The sequence below is a fragment of the Agarivorans sp. QJM3NY_30 genome (assembly GCF_050870855.2).
GTDB lineage: Bacteria > Pseudomonadota > Gammaproteobacteria > Enterobacterales > Celerinatantimonadaceae > Agarivorans.
The window spans coordinates 2,721,066-2,736,854 of record NZ_CP194038.2 but is presented as its reverse complement, the minus strand read 5'-3'; the positions used below and the strand labels follow the sequence as shown (position 1 = coordinate 2,736,854).

The following is a 15,789-nucleotide window of genomic DNA, read 5'->3' as shown; positions in this document are numbered from 1 at the left end:
AGAGAGACATGGCAAATCCAACAGGATTTATGGAAATAGATAGGAAGCTATCGGCAGACCGCGATCCAGCAGAACGTTTGATAGATTGGTTAGAAGTGAAATCGCCCATGAGCGAACAAGCTGTCAAAGACCAAGCTTCTCGTTGTATGGATTGTGGGATCCCGTTTTGTCATTCTGGTGACTCAGCTTACGCTCCGCGCGTGGCTGGTTGTCCGATTAATAACTTGATCCCCGAGTGGAATGATTTGGTTTATCGTGGTCGTTGGAAGGATGCTATCGATCGTTTACACAAAACCAATAACTTTCCTGAGTTTACAGGGCGAGTGTGTCCGGCACCTTGTGAAGACTCCTGTGTGCTTGGGATTAATGCGCCACCAGTAACCATTAAAAGTCAGGAAGTAAATATTATTGAGCGCGCATTTAAGGAAGGTTGGGTTAAACCAAATATTCCCAAGTGCCGTAGTGGTAAAACAGTGGCTGTAATAGGCTCAGGCCCTGCTGGCTTAGCGGCAGCAGCTCAGCTTAATTCTGCTGGTCATCAGGTCACGGTATTTGAACGAGCCGATCGTATTGGTGGATTGCTGATGTATGGCATTCCAAATATGAAGCTGCAAAAAGAAATTGTCGGGCGCCGTATCGATATCATGCGAGAAGAAGGGATTACTTTTAAAACTTCGGTTGAAGTTGGCAAAGATATTTCGATTAACCGCCTAGATGAAGACTTCGACGCGCTACTCATTGCTACCGGCGCAACAGTACCTCGGGATCTGCCTGTCCCTGGTCGTGAGTTAAATGGGGTTCATTTCGCGATGGAGTTCTTAGCGAAAAATACCAAGAGTCTATTAGACAGCCAACTTCAAGATGGTCAATTCATCAGCGCTAAAGATAAGCATGTGGTGGTAATTGGTGGGGGTGATACAGGGACTGACTGTGTCGGTACCTCATTACGTCATGGTTGTAAGAGTGTGATTCAATTAGAAATTATGCCTCAACCACCGTTGGAACGTGGGCAAGACAATCCATGGCCAGAGTTTAAGCGTACCTTGAAACGTGACTATGGTCAGGATGAAGCGATTGCCATCCAAGGTGAAGATCCTCGTCGCTACTTGGTTATGACGCAAAAAATGGTCGGCAATGAACAGGGCGATGTCAGCGCTATTCATACCACCAAGATTAATTGGGTTAAAAATCCAAATGGGCAAATGATCCCAGAGCCAATTAAGGGCAGTGAAGAAGTGCTTAAGGCTGACTTAGTATTACTGGCGATGGGCTTTATGGGTCCAGAAGCAGGGATTATTGATAGCTTAGGCGTAGAGAAAGACGAACGTTCCAACGCAAAAGCCGTTTATGGCCAATACGCGACCAATGTAAGCGGTGTATTTGCTGCGGGTGATGCGCGTCGTGGCCAGAGCCTCATTGTATGGGCGATTAATGAAGGTCGTGGTGCAGCGAAAGCAATTGATACCTTCTTAATGGGTAAGAGTTACTTACCTTCGTAAGCGACGGCATTCAAGGCCATCAAATAACCCAGCTTCGGCTGGGTTATTTGTGACCAACGATGACTTGGTTTCGCGACAAAGCAGTTGATTTTCAAAAAAACCATAAAAGACAGTTTACAAGCGCAAATTTGCTAGGTAATATGCGCCCCGTTGCTGCGGAGGGGTGGCAGAGTGGTCGAATGCACCGGTCTTGAAAACCGGCAAGGGTTAATAGCCCTTCGAGAGTTCAAATCTCTCCTCCTCCGCCATTTTGAAAAACCATGCATTTGCATGGTTTTTTTGTTTATAGCGCCATCCGATTTTAGCTCTCCCATTAAACTGCACTCGAATAAATTTCTTTCCAGCCTTTCAAAATAATATCAATCGGATTCATTATATGATCAACTTATTGCGCAGAATAAATCTGCCGATAACCTGACTTGATGTGCAGTAACTAGTGGCTCTAATGACAAAACACACCACGCAGTTAGCGGTGATTTAAGCCCGCAAGAATGAACAGATAATGAGTTAGATTGGTATCAGTCCTTGAGTTATGCCTGCTTCAACTATCGGTTTGTCGAACACCGCTAAAACTGCAGTTGTCATTAGAGTGCTTCGTTATAGGTGTTCACCAGTCTTAACAGTACCTTATGTATGATAAGTGACCGAGTTGGCTAAGGTTATTTTGTTGCTGATTTATTGTACGACAACTTCGTTTCAATCAACTAAAAAGTGAATAAGCAAAGATCTACGCATAACTTATAAAGTTTAACGCTTTAAATTCTCATCTTGATGGGATATAACGTCTGCTGCGTAGGTAAATTGAAGCCTGCCAACCCGCCCAATTAGTTGATTGATGTTTTAGTTACAGCGGAGAGAACGCTTGATAAACGTATTTCTGGTTGACGATCATGAGCTAGTGCGTACAGGGATCCGTCGCATTTTAGAAGACGTTAGAGGATTTAAAGTCGTTGGTGAAGTCGAGAGCGGTGAGAAAGCCGTTCAATGGTGTCGAAATAACCAAGCCAATGTTATCCTAATGGATATGAACATGCCTGGTATTGGGGGCCTAGAAGCTACGCGTAAAATACTACGCTATGATCCAGATGCCAAAATTATTGTATTAACTATACATAGCGAAAACCCATTCCCAACCAAAGTGATGCAGGCAGGGGCATGTGGTTATTTAACCAAGAGTGCCGCGCCGGACGAGATGCTAAAAGCAATTCGAGCGGTTAATTCTGGCCAACGTTACTTGTCTCCAGAAATTGCGCAACAAATGGCCTTAAGTCAGTTTAGTCCTGCGGAAGACAATCCTTTTCAACATTTATCAGAGCGTGAATTACAAATCATGTTGATGATAACCAAAGGTGAAAAAGTTACCGATATTTCTGAGCAGCTTAATCTTAGCCCTAAAACTGTGAATTCTTACCGTTACCGTTTATTTAGTAAACTCGATATTAACGGCGACGTGGAGTTAACTCATTTAGCTATTCGTCACGGTATGATTGATACTGACAAGTTGTAAGTTGTTTTGACTGACTCTATTTTTGATAGTAAAACCTTTTTAAGTCAAGTTTCTGAGTCTAGCGGCATATACATGATGTATAACGCCGCAGACGAGGTGATTTATGTTGGTAAAGCGAAGTCTTTAAAAAAACGTTTAACCAGTTATTTTCGAAAAACGGTCGATAGCAAGAAAACCCGCGCCTTAGTCACTAACATTGCCCGAATTGAAGTTACGGTCACTCATACCGAGACCGAAGCTTTGATTTTGGAGCACAATTTAATTAAGAAATATCTGCCTAAATATAATGTATTATTGCGAGATGATAAGTCTTACCCTTATATTTTAATTAGTCAGCATAAACATCCACGGATCTCGATGCATCGCGGTGCTAAGCGGGCCAAAGGACACTATTTTGGACCTTACCCTAACGGCAGCGCAGTGCGTGAAAGTTTGCACTTGATGCAGAAATTATTTCCGATCCGCCAGTGCAGTGATAGTGAATATGCCAATCGTCAGCGCCCCTGTCTGCAATACCAGTTAAAACGCTGTTCTGCACCTTGCGTCAACTTAGTGAACGAGCAAGACTATTGCCAGCAGGTCGAGCTGGCCAGCCTCTTCTTAAAAGGTAAAAGCCAGCAGGTGATTAATCAGTTGGCAGATAAGATGTCACAGGCGAGTGAACAACTTAAGTTTGAAGCCGCTGCGACTTTTCGCGATCAAATTCAAGCCTTACGTAAAGTGCAGGAACAACAATTTGTGAGTGGTAATACAGCCCAAAGTGATGTGCTGGGTTTCGCGTTTAGAAATGGCATTGCGGTGGTGCATCTACTGTTGATCCGTGACGGTCAAGTGTTAGGTAGTCGTTCGTATTATCCAAAGGTCCCCAAACAAACTGAACTCCCCGAGGTATTGCGTAGTTTTGTTATTCAGTACTATCTCTCTGAGCAGCGAAAGGGCAACCAGCCGAATGAAGTGTTGTTACCTGATGTCGAAGGAGACTGGCCGGAGATTGAAAATGCGATAGAAATCGAATTGGGTGTGAAAGTTAAACTGAGTATCCCAAAACGTGGCGAAAAGTTTAGATATGTTGCTTTAGCAAATACTAATGCTGAAAATGCATTATTAACCAAGCTCAACCAGGAAGCGACTATTCATCATCGGGTGACTGAGCTTGAGAGTTTGCTTAAACGAGATACGCCAATTAAACGGATGGAATGTTTCGATATTAGTCATACGCAAGGCGAACGTACGGTAGCTTCTTGTGTGGTGTTTGATCGCCAAGGGCCGAATAAATCTGAATATCGACGATTTAATATTGAAGGTATTACTGGGGGGGATGACTACGCTGCAATGGCACAAGCACTGAAACGTCGTTATCAAAAAGCCCAGTTAGCTGAAAAAATGCCCGACATTTTGTTTATCGATGGCGGAAAAGGTCAGTTATCGGCGGCTTTTGCTAGTATTGAGCCGTTGAACTTGGTACCGATGCCTTTGTTGGTGGGGGTCGCGAAGGGGACGACTCGTAAACCTGGTTTGGAAACATTGCTTATCGGTAAGGCAATGACCGAGTTACATTTACCCAGTGATTCAGCTGCGCTGCACTTAATTCAACATATTCGGGATGAAAGTCATCGCTTTGCCATTACAGGACACCGTAACCGTCGCGACAAGGCTCGCAAGACCAGTATCTTAGAAGAGATCCCCGGGATCGGTGCGAAACGTCGTCAAGCTTTGTTGACTCATTTAGGTGGAATGCAGCAAATGAAGAGTGCAAGTGTTGATGAATTGAAAAAAGTACCGGGAATTAGCCCTGCATTGGCGCAAAAAATCCATGATACGTTGCATCACTAAGCAAGATTAGGCAACATAGCGCCAGTAGTTTTATAAATGAAAAATAATGATAAATATACCAAATATACTAACCGCGTTTAGAGTTGTGTTGATTCCGTTTTTTTTGGTCGCCTTTTACCTTCCGGTAGAGTGGGGAATGTTAGCTGCAGCATTTATTTTTGGTTTAGCGGCAGCAACTGATTACTTAGATGGCTACTTAGCACGCAGGCTTGGCCAAACCACACCCTTTGGTGCCTTTTTGGATCCTGTGGCGGATAAGGCGATGGTGGTCGCTGCATTGGTGGTATTGGTTGAACATTATCAGTCGATGTGGATAACCATTCCCGCTTTAATCATGATATCTCGAGAAATTATAATTTCTGCGTTACGCGAATGGATGGCTGAACTTGGTAAACGCTCTAGTGTTGCGGTTTCTTGGATCGGTAAATATAAAACCGCGGCGCAAATGGCTGCGATAACTGGATTAACCGCTCAGCTTAATCCTTTGATCGATCAACTTAGTTTTGGGCTCTTTTTTGCCGCCACTGTACTTACCTTGTGGTCAATGATCAGTTATTTGGTTTTAGCATGGCCAGATTTACGACAAAGTGGCCAATAAATAGCGGCTTTCGACTAAAAATCAGGCGAACAGTTAGAAAGTTGGAAAAAGACTGTTGACGTAAAGATTTAGCTCGCTAAAATGCACAGCACATTCAGCGGGAACGCAGTTCTCTGGTGGATTTAGCGAAACGACTTAGGGAACTGTTTAGTGTTTTAAGTACGGAGCAACTTCGGTTGAAGGCTCAGTTTACTAAACAGTAAAATAAGTTAAGCGGCACTAGCTCAGTGTGGGTATAGAGAGTAGCGCAACCTTGGTTGAACTCTGATCCACACTAAATAGTGATTGTAAGTTAAGCGGCACTAGCTCAGTGTGGGTATAGAGAGTAGCGCAACCTTGGTTGACTCTGATTCACGCTAAATAGTGATTGTAAGTTAAGCGGCACTAGCTCAGTGTGGGTATAGAGAGTAGCGCAACCTTGGTTGACTCTGATTCACGCTAAATAGTGATTGTAAGTTAAGCGGCACTAGCTCAGTTGGTAGAGCGCAACCTTGCCAAGGTTGAGGTCATCGGTTCGAACCCGATGTGCCGCTCCAAATTTACAGTAATAGAAAAACCATAGTATGGCGGGTTGGCAGAGTGGCTATGCAGCGGATTGCAAATCCGTGGACCTCGGTTCGACTCCGGGACCCGCCTCCATTACTATAAAATTGTGTCGCCCGGGTGGTGAAATTGGTAGACACAAGGGATTTAAAATCCCTCGTCTGAAAGGACGTGCCGGTTCAAGTCCGGCCCCGGGCACCAACTCCTTCTTTGAGTTGAGATTAAGCGGCACTAGCTCAGTGTGGGTATAAAGAGTAGCGCAACCTTGGTTGACTCTGATTCATACTAAATAGTGATTGTAAGTTAAGCGGCATTAGCTCAGTGTGGGTATAAAGAGTAGCGCAACCTTGGTTGAACTCTGATTCATACTAAATAGTGATTGTAAGTTAAGCGGCATTAGCTCAGTGTGGGTATAAAGAGTAGCGCAACCTTGGTTGAACTCTGATTCATACTAAATAGTGATTGTAAGTTAAGCGGCACTAGCTCAGTGTGGGTATAAAGAGTAGCGCAACCTTGGTTGACTCTGATTCATACTAAATAGTGATTGTAAGTTAAGCGGCATTAGCTCAGTGTGGGTATAAAGAGTAGCGCAACTTTGGTTGACTCTGATTCATACTAAATAGTGATTGTAAGTTAAGCGGCACTAGCTCAGTGTGGGTATAAAGAGTAGCGCAACCTTGGTTGAACTCTGATTCATACTAAATAGTGATTGTAAGTTAAGCGGCACTAGCTCAGTTGGTAGAGCGCAACCTTGCCAAGGTTGAGGTCATCGGTTCGAACCCGATGTGCCGCTCCAAATTTCTAAAACTGCGTGGCGGGTTGGCAGAGTGGCTATGCAGCGGATTGCAAATCCGTGGACCTCGGTTCGACTCCGGGACCCGCCTCCATATTGCAGTAGTAACCAGCATTGAAGCTGGTTTTTTTGTGTCTGCTATTCCAACATTCCGCTTCGCTCTAAGCCTTATGGCAATCTGCAAAATGAACTGGTCAGGTCAATCCATTTCCTAGAACACATCTTTTCGACCTGCTGCGTGCATTGCAAAAACCTATTCCATGCTGCATAAACGTGTCAACAAATTCATCATAATCACTGCAGCTTTGATTGGCTAGGCGGTGTTGGCTTAACCAACTCTATACCTGTTCTATAGGGTTTAACTCTGGGGAGTATGGTGATAGTTTGATGATAGTGACGTTATTAAATTGATTGGCAATATCTTTCGTATGCCATCCTGCGCCATTCACAACAAGGGCTGACGTCCCTGTTCTGTGACTAATGGTATTTGCTTTAAATGTTCTATCATATGTCTTTATTGGCCTAAGGGACGACGATAGCCTCACCAGGTTGAACCAAATAGATAGGCATACTCAACTTCAAATTGTTGTTGCTTCACCGCTCTTGGGCGCTTTCCTCTTTCAGCCCATAAATTGCTTTTTGTTGCCCAAATCTGGCTTCATCCTGAAACCACTCATCAACCCACTCTAGAGCCTTATGCCCTAGGATTTTAAGGGTCGTTTCGAGTTTCAATTTTTTAAAATAGTCCTGTGTTTCTTGAAATTACTTAAGGCGTTTAGAGCGGGAAGTTATCTATGAAAGCCCATATGGTCGAGCAGACAATAGATGGAGTCTGGGTGGTCATGCTTGCCAAATTCTTTCACGACATAAGCGTGGATATTGGCATCTGTCAGTCGTCCACTTTGTGCATTATGAGCTTTGTCTTTGATATTGAACCAATTGCTCTCTTTGCTCAAAAGTTAAAAACGGTAGCCTTCTGGTTTTTGGTTTTTCCTGAAGTCTTACCAAGCCTTAATTAGGTCATGTTTTTACTTAGCTTGGTATAAACTAGCGAAGTTAAACGCAGAGTTCAGCATCAATAATCTCGCTTTATTGATCTATCACTGCAGCAGTATTAAACATTTTCCGTGATGACGCTAAATAGTGAGGCCTGATTTACATCTGTTCAATTGGCGGTGCCGAGAAGCAGAATTAGCCATGCAGATCGCTTTTTGAGCACTTGAACAAAAATCTTTAATTTATGGTTGACTCATTTTTTGAATACGTTAAAGTACGCCTCGTTCTCAGGCAATCGCGCTGAGACGAAGATTTAAACTTTTTGCCCGGGTGGTGAAATTGGTAGACACAAGGGATTTAAAATCCCTCGTTTGAAAGGACGTGCCGGTTCAAGTCCGGCCCCGGGCACCAATTCAAAAAAGCCAGTAGCATTTGCTACTGGCTTTTTTACATCTTTCGCTCAAGTGTTTATTTGTGGTGCCAGTCGTCGAGTATTTAAGCTAGCGCTAATTGGCATTAAAAAATGCCGCCATGTGTACAACATGCGACTTCAATTCTTACATTATCTCTTAGACTTACCACGAGTCGCTTTATGATGCATTTATCCCGGTTAGTCAGAATTTAACTAATTTAAATGGCAACGGCGTTTGTTGTTATTGGCCTATGCGGGCTAAAGTAGCAAGTATCGAAGGGGTGAGGAGGACGAGCAATGGAAAGCAGCATGATAAACTTATTTGTGACCAGCTTAGTCATCGTAATGATTGTTGGCTTGAGCGTATTGTGTTTGATTCTGATCCCGCAGGTTCCAAGCCGAGTCGAGAACCATTCAGGACTCGATTATAAACGACTGACTCAGGTAAAGTGCTTAGCCAAGTGCTCGCGTTATATTGCAAGAGATGGGACTTCCCTAGATTATCGGTATTATCCAGCGGATAGTGACATCGTTTTGATCTTGTTACATGGCTCTGGATGGCACAGTGGCTATCTGGAGCCTTTAGCCTCTCATCTTGCTCGCCAAGGTATCGCGAAGGTTTATACGCCGGATTTACGGGGTCATGGGATGAATCCATGTCGTCGTGGTGATGTGGATTATATTGGTCAATATAATGATGACTTGACTGATTTCATTGATTTGATTCACGAAGCTTCGCCTCAGACAAAAATCCTGCTGGCAGGACACTCTTCTGGTGGCGGTTTAGCCTTGCGCTTTGCGGGCAGTGCGCCAGAACGAGCCATCGACGGTTATTTATTGTTGGCGCCTTATCTTCACTATCAAGCCCCTACCATGAGGCACAACTCGGGGGGATGGGCTCGCCCCTTTATTCGCCGAATTATTGGCTTAGAGTTGGTGAATCGATTCGGTTTTAAAGCACTTAATCATCTTAAAGTGATTAGCTTTAATCTCCCCAGCGCATTTCGTGATGGCAGCGAAACCGATAGTTATAGTTATCGTTTGAATAAATCCTATGCTCCTAAACATTATCAACGGGAGTTACAAGCGATTAAGGTGCCGCTGTTGTTGGTTGTGGGTCGCCTAGATGAGGCATTCATGGCTGAGCAATACCAAGCATTGATCCGCGCCAACAGTGATGGCGATGTAAGTATCATCGAAGATGTTGGACATTTAGATCTTGTAAGTAATTCCGCGGCAATGCAAGTGATCGGCAAATGGATTTCGGAGCAGTTTAGCGACCATGTCTGAGCTAGTTGGTGGTGTTGCGATCTTTTGAGCGGTATCTTGGCTGTCTAGATATACCGTATATCGTCTCCGTAACAGCATCAGTGAATGAAGGGAGTTGAGCGGCTACCTTGATCAGTGCTTCTGTTGCCAGCACCACACAAATTGCGCATGCATCGATTAGCTAGGACCATCTATGTTGGTTGGATGCCATGGGATTATGGCGCTGCAACGGGCATCGTTAGAAAATGGGCTGATAAATACAATATCAATATCGATATGGTGCAAGTAAACGACTATATCGAGTCAATTAACCAATATACTGCCGGGGTTTTTGCTGCCACGGTAATGACCAGTATGAATGCACTGACCATTCCTACGGCAAGTGGCGTTGATTCCACTGCCTTAATCGTTGGCGATTTCTCTAATGGCAATGATGGGGTGGTGCTGAAAGGTGACAAGTCTTTAGCGGATCTCAAAGGCCAAAAAGTCAATCTAGTTGAGTTAAGTGTTTCCCATTATCTACTCGCGCGTGGTCTTCCCTTTGGGATCATTCAGTTTAGCCAAGCTCTCCATGACCGTAAGTTGCTGAGTATTTCGGCCTTGTTGCTGCAACACAATGGCTGTCCCCTCGGTGCCACCGGACAGCCCTTGCCGCCCTTAGCTGAGCCCACTGCATGACAATTGAGCTGGCAGTCTGTGGCGCACATTTATCCGGTTTGGCCTTAAACCACCAGTTATTGGAACGCGGTGCGAGTCTGCTGAAACAAACCACCAGCGCAAGTTGCTATCGTTTGTATGCACTAGCAGGAGGGCTGCCAGCTCGACCTAGTTTAATTCGCGATGAAGAACAAGGGCAGGCGATTGAAATCGAAGTATGGCATATGCCCAGTGACCAGTTTTTTATAGGGTGTTGCTCACTTGGCTTGGGCAAGGTGGAGCTGGCTGATGGTCAATGGGTGAATAGTTTTATTTGTGAAGGTTATGCGAGTACTTTGGCTGATGCGCTTAGAGAAGTAAGCGCGAAATTAGCTGAATATTAACCAAATTCCTACGCAAATCATCAAACTGCCTGAAATTCGGTTAAGCAAACGAACATTACCACTTTGATTTAAAAACACTCGCAGGGTTTTACCGCCGGTGGCGTAGAGGCTCATACAAACAAATTCTGAAACTAGAATAATTCCCACTAATAGACTCAATTGCAGGCTCAGCGAATAATTGGGTTGGATGAAGGGGGGGAGTAGCGAAATCATAAAAGCCCAACCTTTGGGGTTGGCAATAGCTGTCACAAAACCTTGGATCACCAGTTGTGAGCGTTGCACTTGCTGAGGCTCCGCGATGGTATCCGGGATGGCCATTTTGCCCCTAGAACGCCACATTTGAATCCCTAGGTAGCCGAGATAAGCGCCGCCAATCCATTTCAATATCATAAATACCTCAGGGTAGCGCAACATGATTGCGGCCACCCCTAACACCGCCAAGATAGCGACAATGCCAACCCCTAACATTTCCCCAAGCATCATCCATAAGGTACGACGCAGGCCAATGGTCATACCTAAGGTCATAGCGAGCGTCATACACATGCCCGGGGTTATTGAAACAAAAAAGAAAGTAGGGATAAATATTAATAAAATGGAAAAATCCATATTGATTCCGTAAATTGGCGCCAAGTCACCAGTTTACACAGCTCTGTTTTATGAAAAAAGCGCTATTTGTTGCTAACTGCATTGTTGCTGCATTGAGTGTTCAGTCATTTTCTGGCGGCAGTACCTATACTAAATTTCGTAAAAACCGATTAAGTTGTCACGCACGCTGGTGCTGCGCAAGATTCATGTCAGGGGGAGATGAGGTTAAAAAAACGAGCTAAAAGTCGACTTATCTATTGTCTGAAAATTAACTGAAATGCTAATGCTTGTATATACTTAATTAAAAATAACCTGTAGTCGGCGGTTCTGCTGCGGTCCCAAGCTTATTTGACAAACGCGAGTAATATAGGTGTGCTACATGAAGATAAAAAATGTTAATTTAGGGCAATCGCAAGCCGTCGACGCGGCTGTAGCCGCTGCCGAATTTTATCAAGCTGTGAAGCAGCCTGATATGTCTCTCGTGCTATTTTTTTGTTCTAGCCAATATGACCTTGAACGCTTAAGCCAGGAGATGAACCGCTGGTTTCGAGGCATTCAGGTGATGGGGTGTACCACTGCTGGTGAAATAGGCCCTGTTGGTCTTTTGCAACATAGTCTAGTTGGCGTTAGCTTTGCCGCAGATCATTTTACCGTCGCGTGCGGCTTACTCAATGATTTGCAAAACTTTGAGCGCAATCAGGGGCATCAGTGTGTGCAAAGCTTATTGCAGCAACTCAAAAGTAAAGAGCCGAAATTTGATGCGGCGAATAGCTTTGCATTCATGTTGATTGATGGTTTGTCCAAACAGGAAGAAATGGTGGCGCATGCCCTACAAGATGCCTTGGGAGAGATTGTCTCGCTGGGTGGCTCTGCAGCTGATGATCAACGGTACAGCAATACTTATGTGTTTTTCCAAGGGCAGTTTCATGTTAATAGCGCGGTGCTGATGGTCGTTCACACTCGCTTGCCTTTCATTGTATTTACCACCCATCACTTTGTTGGTAATACCGAACGTTTGGTGGTCACCAAAGCCGATACCCAAAGCCGCAGAGTTATTGAGATTAATGGATTTCCAGCCGCTTCTGAGTACGCGAGATTGGTCGGAGTGGCGGAACACCAGTTGAATAGTGCAGTGTTTGCCGCGTCCCCGATGGTGGTGTTAATTGGTACTTGCGAGTATGTCCGTTCCATTCAGAAGGTTAACCCCGATGGCAGTTTGTCGTTCTTTGGTGCCATCGAAGAGGGCGTTGTCTTTAGAATTGGGGAGAGCGGACACATGCTTGAGAATGTAAGGCACAGCTTGGAGTGCATGACCGAAAAGCTTGGTTCTATCCAACTGGTGATCGTGTGTGATTGTATTCTACGCAGATTGGAAGCTGTTGAGAAAGGCATTAATCTTTTAATCGCCGAACAACTCGATGCACACCATGCTATCGGCTTTAACAGCTACGGCGAACAATATTACGGTGTCCATATGAACCAGACTTTAACTGGTATTGCGATTGGTTCGACCTCTCAGAACGCGGAAAACAGTCAGTCATGGTGAAACTCTTGTCTCCTTCATATGCAGACTTACAGGCGGAGGTGATCCGTTTAAACAAAATGGTCGAGTCTTTAATGGATCGCGCAGAGTGTGACGCCAGCGCTGTAGAACGAAATTCGGGATTTTATTTATTTCAGACCGCCGCCGCGTTAGAGCAACAAGTGCGTCAGCGCACCCGCCAATTAGAAGCCGCGCTAAAAGAGAACGAAAAAATTAATCGAGTGTTACGCGAAAATGAACGTAATCACCGTTTGTTTTTGGATAACTCCCCGGTATGTATTCATGAAATCGATATGGGTGGCAAAGTTACATCGATGAGTAAAGCCGGGTTGCGGATGCTTCATGTGCAGCAGGAACAGCAAGTGATAGGTTGTTCCTTTTTAAACTTTATAAGTTTTGCTGATAGAGCGCGAGTGGCAGACTTGTTGAAAAGAGCTTATCAGGGGGAAATTGTTCACTTTGTATTTCACCCCATTGCGGCTTATCTCGACACCTTGAAGTCTTGTTTTGTTCCGATCAAAAACAATTTTGGAGATGTGCTCAGAATTATGGGGATCACGGAAGATGTTACCGAGCAGAAAAAGGCCGAAGAAGAGATCCGTGAGCTGGCATTTAAAGATACATTAACCCAATTGCCAAACCGTCGATTATTACATCAGCGCTTGATTCAGACGATGCTTGCCAGCGAGCGCAGTCGTCTTTATACGGCTTTACTGTTTTTAGATTTGGATAATTTCAAACCACTCAATGACCGTTTTGGCCATGAAGTGGGTGATGAATTGTTAATTGAAGTGGGTCGACGTATTAGTGCAAGTGTCCGAGCAATGGATACGGTTGCACGGGTGGGGGGAGATGAATTTGTGGTGATGTTGAATGAATTACATTGTAATCGTCAATGTGCGGTCAATCAGGCTGCTCAGGTCGCCGAAAAAATTCGCGAAGCGTTGGCTAAACCTTACTTGATTCAGCAGCGAAAAGCTGGCAAACAAGCGTCCAAGATTGAACATCACTGCAGCTCAAGTATTGGTGTTGCGTTGTTTGTTGGCCTAGAAGTGGCTGAACAGGATATCCTTAAATGTGCCGACGTTGCGATGTATCAGGCAAAGGCGAAGGGGCGTAATACCGTGGTGTTTTGTTCTCGAAATGAGTCGAGCTAAAATAGTGAATTTGTCAGATGAATGGAAAACAGCCAAGCCAAGCTTAGCAGAGAGCCTCAGACTGCGAGTGACTTTTATCAGCAAGCAAAGTTGGTTTCTGCCCAGTCTTGTTGAATACACGATGCTTGCTCCCAAGTGGCTCACTGTTTGACTTAATCTATTGCGTGACACATTCCAATCATCGGCAGGCAAGGTCGGTAAAATTAACACTTAAGCTTAAGTGTCGCGGGTGTATCAATATTGCGATAAATAAATATACAGTTACAGACAGGCTTCCCTGATTTGTTATAAAATTAAGCTTAATAATATGTTTTTATAATAAGGTTGTGAGATGGACATGCTTGAGCCTCTGATCGTTGCTTGTGGTGGCAAAGATAATCTACAACGGATCCAAAAAGTTCATAACTTGTTAATTGCGGAGCTAGTTGACCCAGAGTTAAGGATGGTTTCTTCGCTCCCTCTTACTTTTAATGCACCACAAGAGCAAATCGTTTGGCAACCCGCGCCTCCCTTATCAACTCAGCAATGGCAAATACTCGGTAGTATTGTGGATACAAACTTGCGAAAACAGCTTCAAGAAAAAACGGCACCTGTTTCTTCATCGTATCGGCCAACTTGGCATATTTCTGCCGAGCAAGGCTTTCTCGGTGATCCGAATGCTTTTGTTTATTTTCAAGGGGCTTACCACTTGTTTTATGTGCTCAGCCCCGATTGTGAGGATAAGCGCATTGCTTGGGCACATGTAACTAGTACCGATTTAGTGAATTGGATAGAGCATCCGATTGCTCTGATGCCCAGTGATTGGTTTGATAGCCATGGCGTATATTCAGGTCATTGCATTGTGCATGACGAACAATTGATGATTTTTTATACCGGTAATGTACGGATTGGTGAGCAGCGACAACGAATGACTTATCAATGCCTAGCGACTTCAACAGATGGTTTCAACTTTCGCAAACAGGGGCCAGTTATTGAGGACTTACCGCCTCAGGTAACCGCTCATTGTCGTGATCCTAAAATTATACGTAATGGCGATAATTGGTTGATGTTTGTTGGGGCTCAGTTGACCTCTGGTTTAGGGCGTCTGGCGAGCTATCGTTCAGCCGATCTGCATCATTGGGAGTTTGCCGGGATATTTGGTGACGAGCTCGGTGATTTTGGTTATATGTGGGAATGCCCTGACTTGATTGAAGTTGACGGGCAGCTGATTGCGATTATTTGCCCACAAGGCATCGCCTCTAACAGTCCTCACTATCAAATCGACCATCATAATGGTTATCTGAAGGCCAGTCTGGATCCGCAAGATGAACTGCATTTAGATGGCTTCTCAAGACTTGATTATGGTTTCGATTTTTATGCGATGCAAACGGGAAAAAGCCCCGATGGTCGCGCCTTATTAGTGGCGTGGATGGGGCTTCCCGATGAGAATCAACACCCGACAAAGGCGCAGGGTTGGTTACATCAACTGACTTGTATTCGGGAACTGAGTTTTGAAGATGGTAAACTTTATCAACGTCCTGCCCGCGAATTACAGGCCTTACGCAGTGCTTATCAAGATTTTGAGTTAAGCGTGGCCGCTGAACAGCAGATAACTCTCCCCAAAGGCCGAAGTTTTGAACTGCAAATGAATTTGAGCTGGCTGACGGAGGGCGCTGTTGATTTGCACTTTATGAGCGATGATCAAAGCTACTGTCGTTTTAGCTTAGACGGCCTGCGGCAGAAAATTGTACTGGATAGGAGCGGGGCTCTGCCTACCGACGGCGAAAAAACTCGCGAGCTGGACATGACCAACCAACAGGATGTAAAACTGCAAATATTGGTCGATCAGTCTTCCATTGAAATTTTTATTAATGATGGAGAGTTTGTGATGACCGCGGTGGTGTTTACTGAGCCGGGAGATAGTCGCTTAAAACTGAGCGCAACCCAGCCGATGCCATGGCAGCCCATCAAATACTGGACCTTAGCCAAACCAGTGATGGGCCGATAAGACTGCTGCAATAGCACTCATCTTTGA

General features: G+C 44.7%; 12 protein-coding genes and 7 tRNA genes. 18 read left to right on the top strand and 1 reads right to left on the bottom strand.

The features are described 5' to 3' along the window. The first annotated feature begins 8 nt into the window (after window positions 1-8). From ACRRSX_RS12495 to ACRRSX_RS12425, 15 genes are all read left to right on the top strand, one after another. Window positions 9-1,499: a glutamate synthase subunit beta gene (locus ACRRSX_RS12495; protein ID WP_432452873.1), complete on the top strand. Its 1,491-nt coding sequence runs from the start codon at window positions 9-11 to the stop codon at window positions 1,497-1,499. A gap of 157 nt (window positions 1,500-1,656) precedes the next feature. After that, window positions 1,657-1,747 (top strand) — tRNA-Ser (locus ACRRSX_RS12490). Between the two features lie 614 nt (window positions 1,748-2,361). Beyond that, on the top strand, window positions 2,362-3,006 hold the full coding sequence (uvrY, locus tag ACRRSX_RS12485) for a UvrY/SirA/GacA family response regulator transcription factor (RefSeq protein WP_432452874.1): 645 nt from the start codon (window positions 2,362-2,364) through the stop codon (window positions 3,004-3,006). A gap of 72 nt (window positions 3,007-3,078) precedes the next feature. Next, window positions 3,079-4,839, top strand: a complete 1,761-nt coding sequence (gene uvrC / locus ACRRSX_RS12480) for an excinuclease ABC subunit UvrC (RefSeq protein ID WP_432452875.1) — start codon at window positions 3,079-3,081, stop codon at window positions 4,837-4,839. A 43-nt stretch (window positions 4,840-4,882) separates the two neighbouring features. Beyond that, complete coding sequence (gene pgsA, locus ACRRSX_RS12475) at window positions 4,883-5,437, top strand: CDP-diacylglycerol--glycerol-3-phosphate 3-phosphatidyltransferase (protein ID WP_432456176.1); 555 nt, start codon at window positions 4,883-4,885, stop codon at window positions 5,435-5,437. A gap of 460 nt (window positions 5,438-5,897) precedes the next feature. Next, a tRNA-Gly gene (locus ACRRSX_RS12470) sits at window positions 5,898-5,973 on the top strand. 29 nt (window positions 5,974-6,002) lie between these two features. Further along, window positions 6,003-6,076: transfer RNA gene (locus tag ACRRSX_RS12465), tRNA-Cys, on the top strand. An 18-nt stretch (window positions 6,077-6,094) separates the two neighbouring features. Beyond that, window positions 6,095-6,181: transfer RNA gene (locus ACRRSX_RS12460), tRNA-Leu, on the top strand. Window positions 6,182-6,700: 519 nt separating this feature from the next. Continuing rightward, a tRNA-Gly gene (locus ACRRSX_RS12455) sits at window positions 6,701-6,776 on the top strand. Window positions 6,777-6,793: 17 nt separating this feature from the next. Further along, a tRNA-Cys gene (locus tag ACRRSX_RS12450) sits at window positions 6,794-6,867 on the top strand. 700 nt (window positions 6,868-7,567) lie between these two features. Beyond that, entirely contained in the window at window positions 7,568-7,792 is a 225-nt protein-coding gene (locus ACRRSX_RS12445; protein WP_432452876.1) for a hypothetical protein, read from the top strand. A gap of 301 nt (window positions 7,793-8,093) precedes the next feature. Continuing rightward, window positions 8,094-8,180 (top strand) — tRNA-Leu (locus tag ACRRSX_RS12440). A 310-nt stretch (window positions 8,181-8,490) separates the two neighbouring features. Then, a complete protein-coding gene (locus ACRRSX_RS12435; protein WP_432452877.1) occupies window positions 8,491-9,471 on the top strand; it encodes an alpha/beta hydrolase in 981 nt (326 codons plus the stop codon). 183 nt (window positions 9,472-9,654) lie between these two features. Next, window positions 9,655-10,128, top strand: coding sequence for a hypothetical protein (locus ACRRSX_RS12430; protein ID WP_432452878.1), 474 nt, complete (start codon window positions 9,655-9,657; stop codon window positions 10,126-10,128). Further along, window positions 10,125-10,490, top strand: a complete 366-nt coding sequence (locus tag ACRRSX_RS12425; protein WP_432452879.1) for an allophanate hydrolase-related protein — start codon at window positions 10,125-10,127, stop codon at window positions 10,488-10,490. Before ACRRSX_RS12430 ends, ACRRSX_RS12425 begins: the two co-directional genes overlap by 4 nt. On the opposite strand, the gene ACRRSX_RS12420 is transcribed toward ACRRSX_RS12425, so the two are convergent. Continuing rightward, window positions 10,476-11,096: a LysE family translocator gene (locus ACRRSX_RS12420; protein ID WP_432452880.1), complete on the bottom strand. Its 621-nt coding sequence runs from the start codon at window positions 11,094-11,096 to the stop codon at window positions 10,476-10,478. The genes ACRRSX_RS12425 and ACRRSX_RS12420 overlap by 15 nt on opposite strands. Window positions 11,097-11,454: 358 nt before the next feature. Between ACRRSX_RS12420 and nosP the strand changes: the two genes are divergently transcribed. From nosP to ACRRSX_RS12405, 3 genes are all read left to right on the top strand, one after another. After that, window positions 11,455-12,621 carry a nitric oxide-sensing protein NosP gene (nosP, locus tag ACRRSX_RS12415; RefSeq protein ID WP_432452881.1) on the top strand — a complete coding sequence of 389 codons (1,167 nt, stop codon included), beginning with the start codon at window positions 11,455-11,457 and terminating at the stop codon, window positions 12,619-12,621. Between the two features lie 5 nt (window positions 12,622-12,626). Next, window positions 12,627-13,775, top strand: a complete 1,149-nt coding sequence (locus tag ACRRSX_RS12410) for a diguanylate cyclase (RefSeq protein ID WP_432452882.1) — start codon at window positions 12,627-12,629, stop codon at window positions 13,773-13,775. 331 nt (window positions 13,776-14,106) lie between these two features. Further along, on the top strand, window positions 14,107-15,762 hold the full coding sequence (locus ACRRSX_RS12405; protein WP_432452883.1) for a glycoside hydrolase family 32 protein: 1,656 nt from the start codon (window positions 14,107-14,109) through the stop codon (window positions 15,760-15,762). Window positions 15,763-15,789 lie beyond the last annotated feature (27 nt).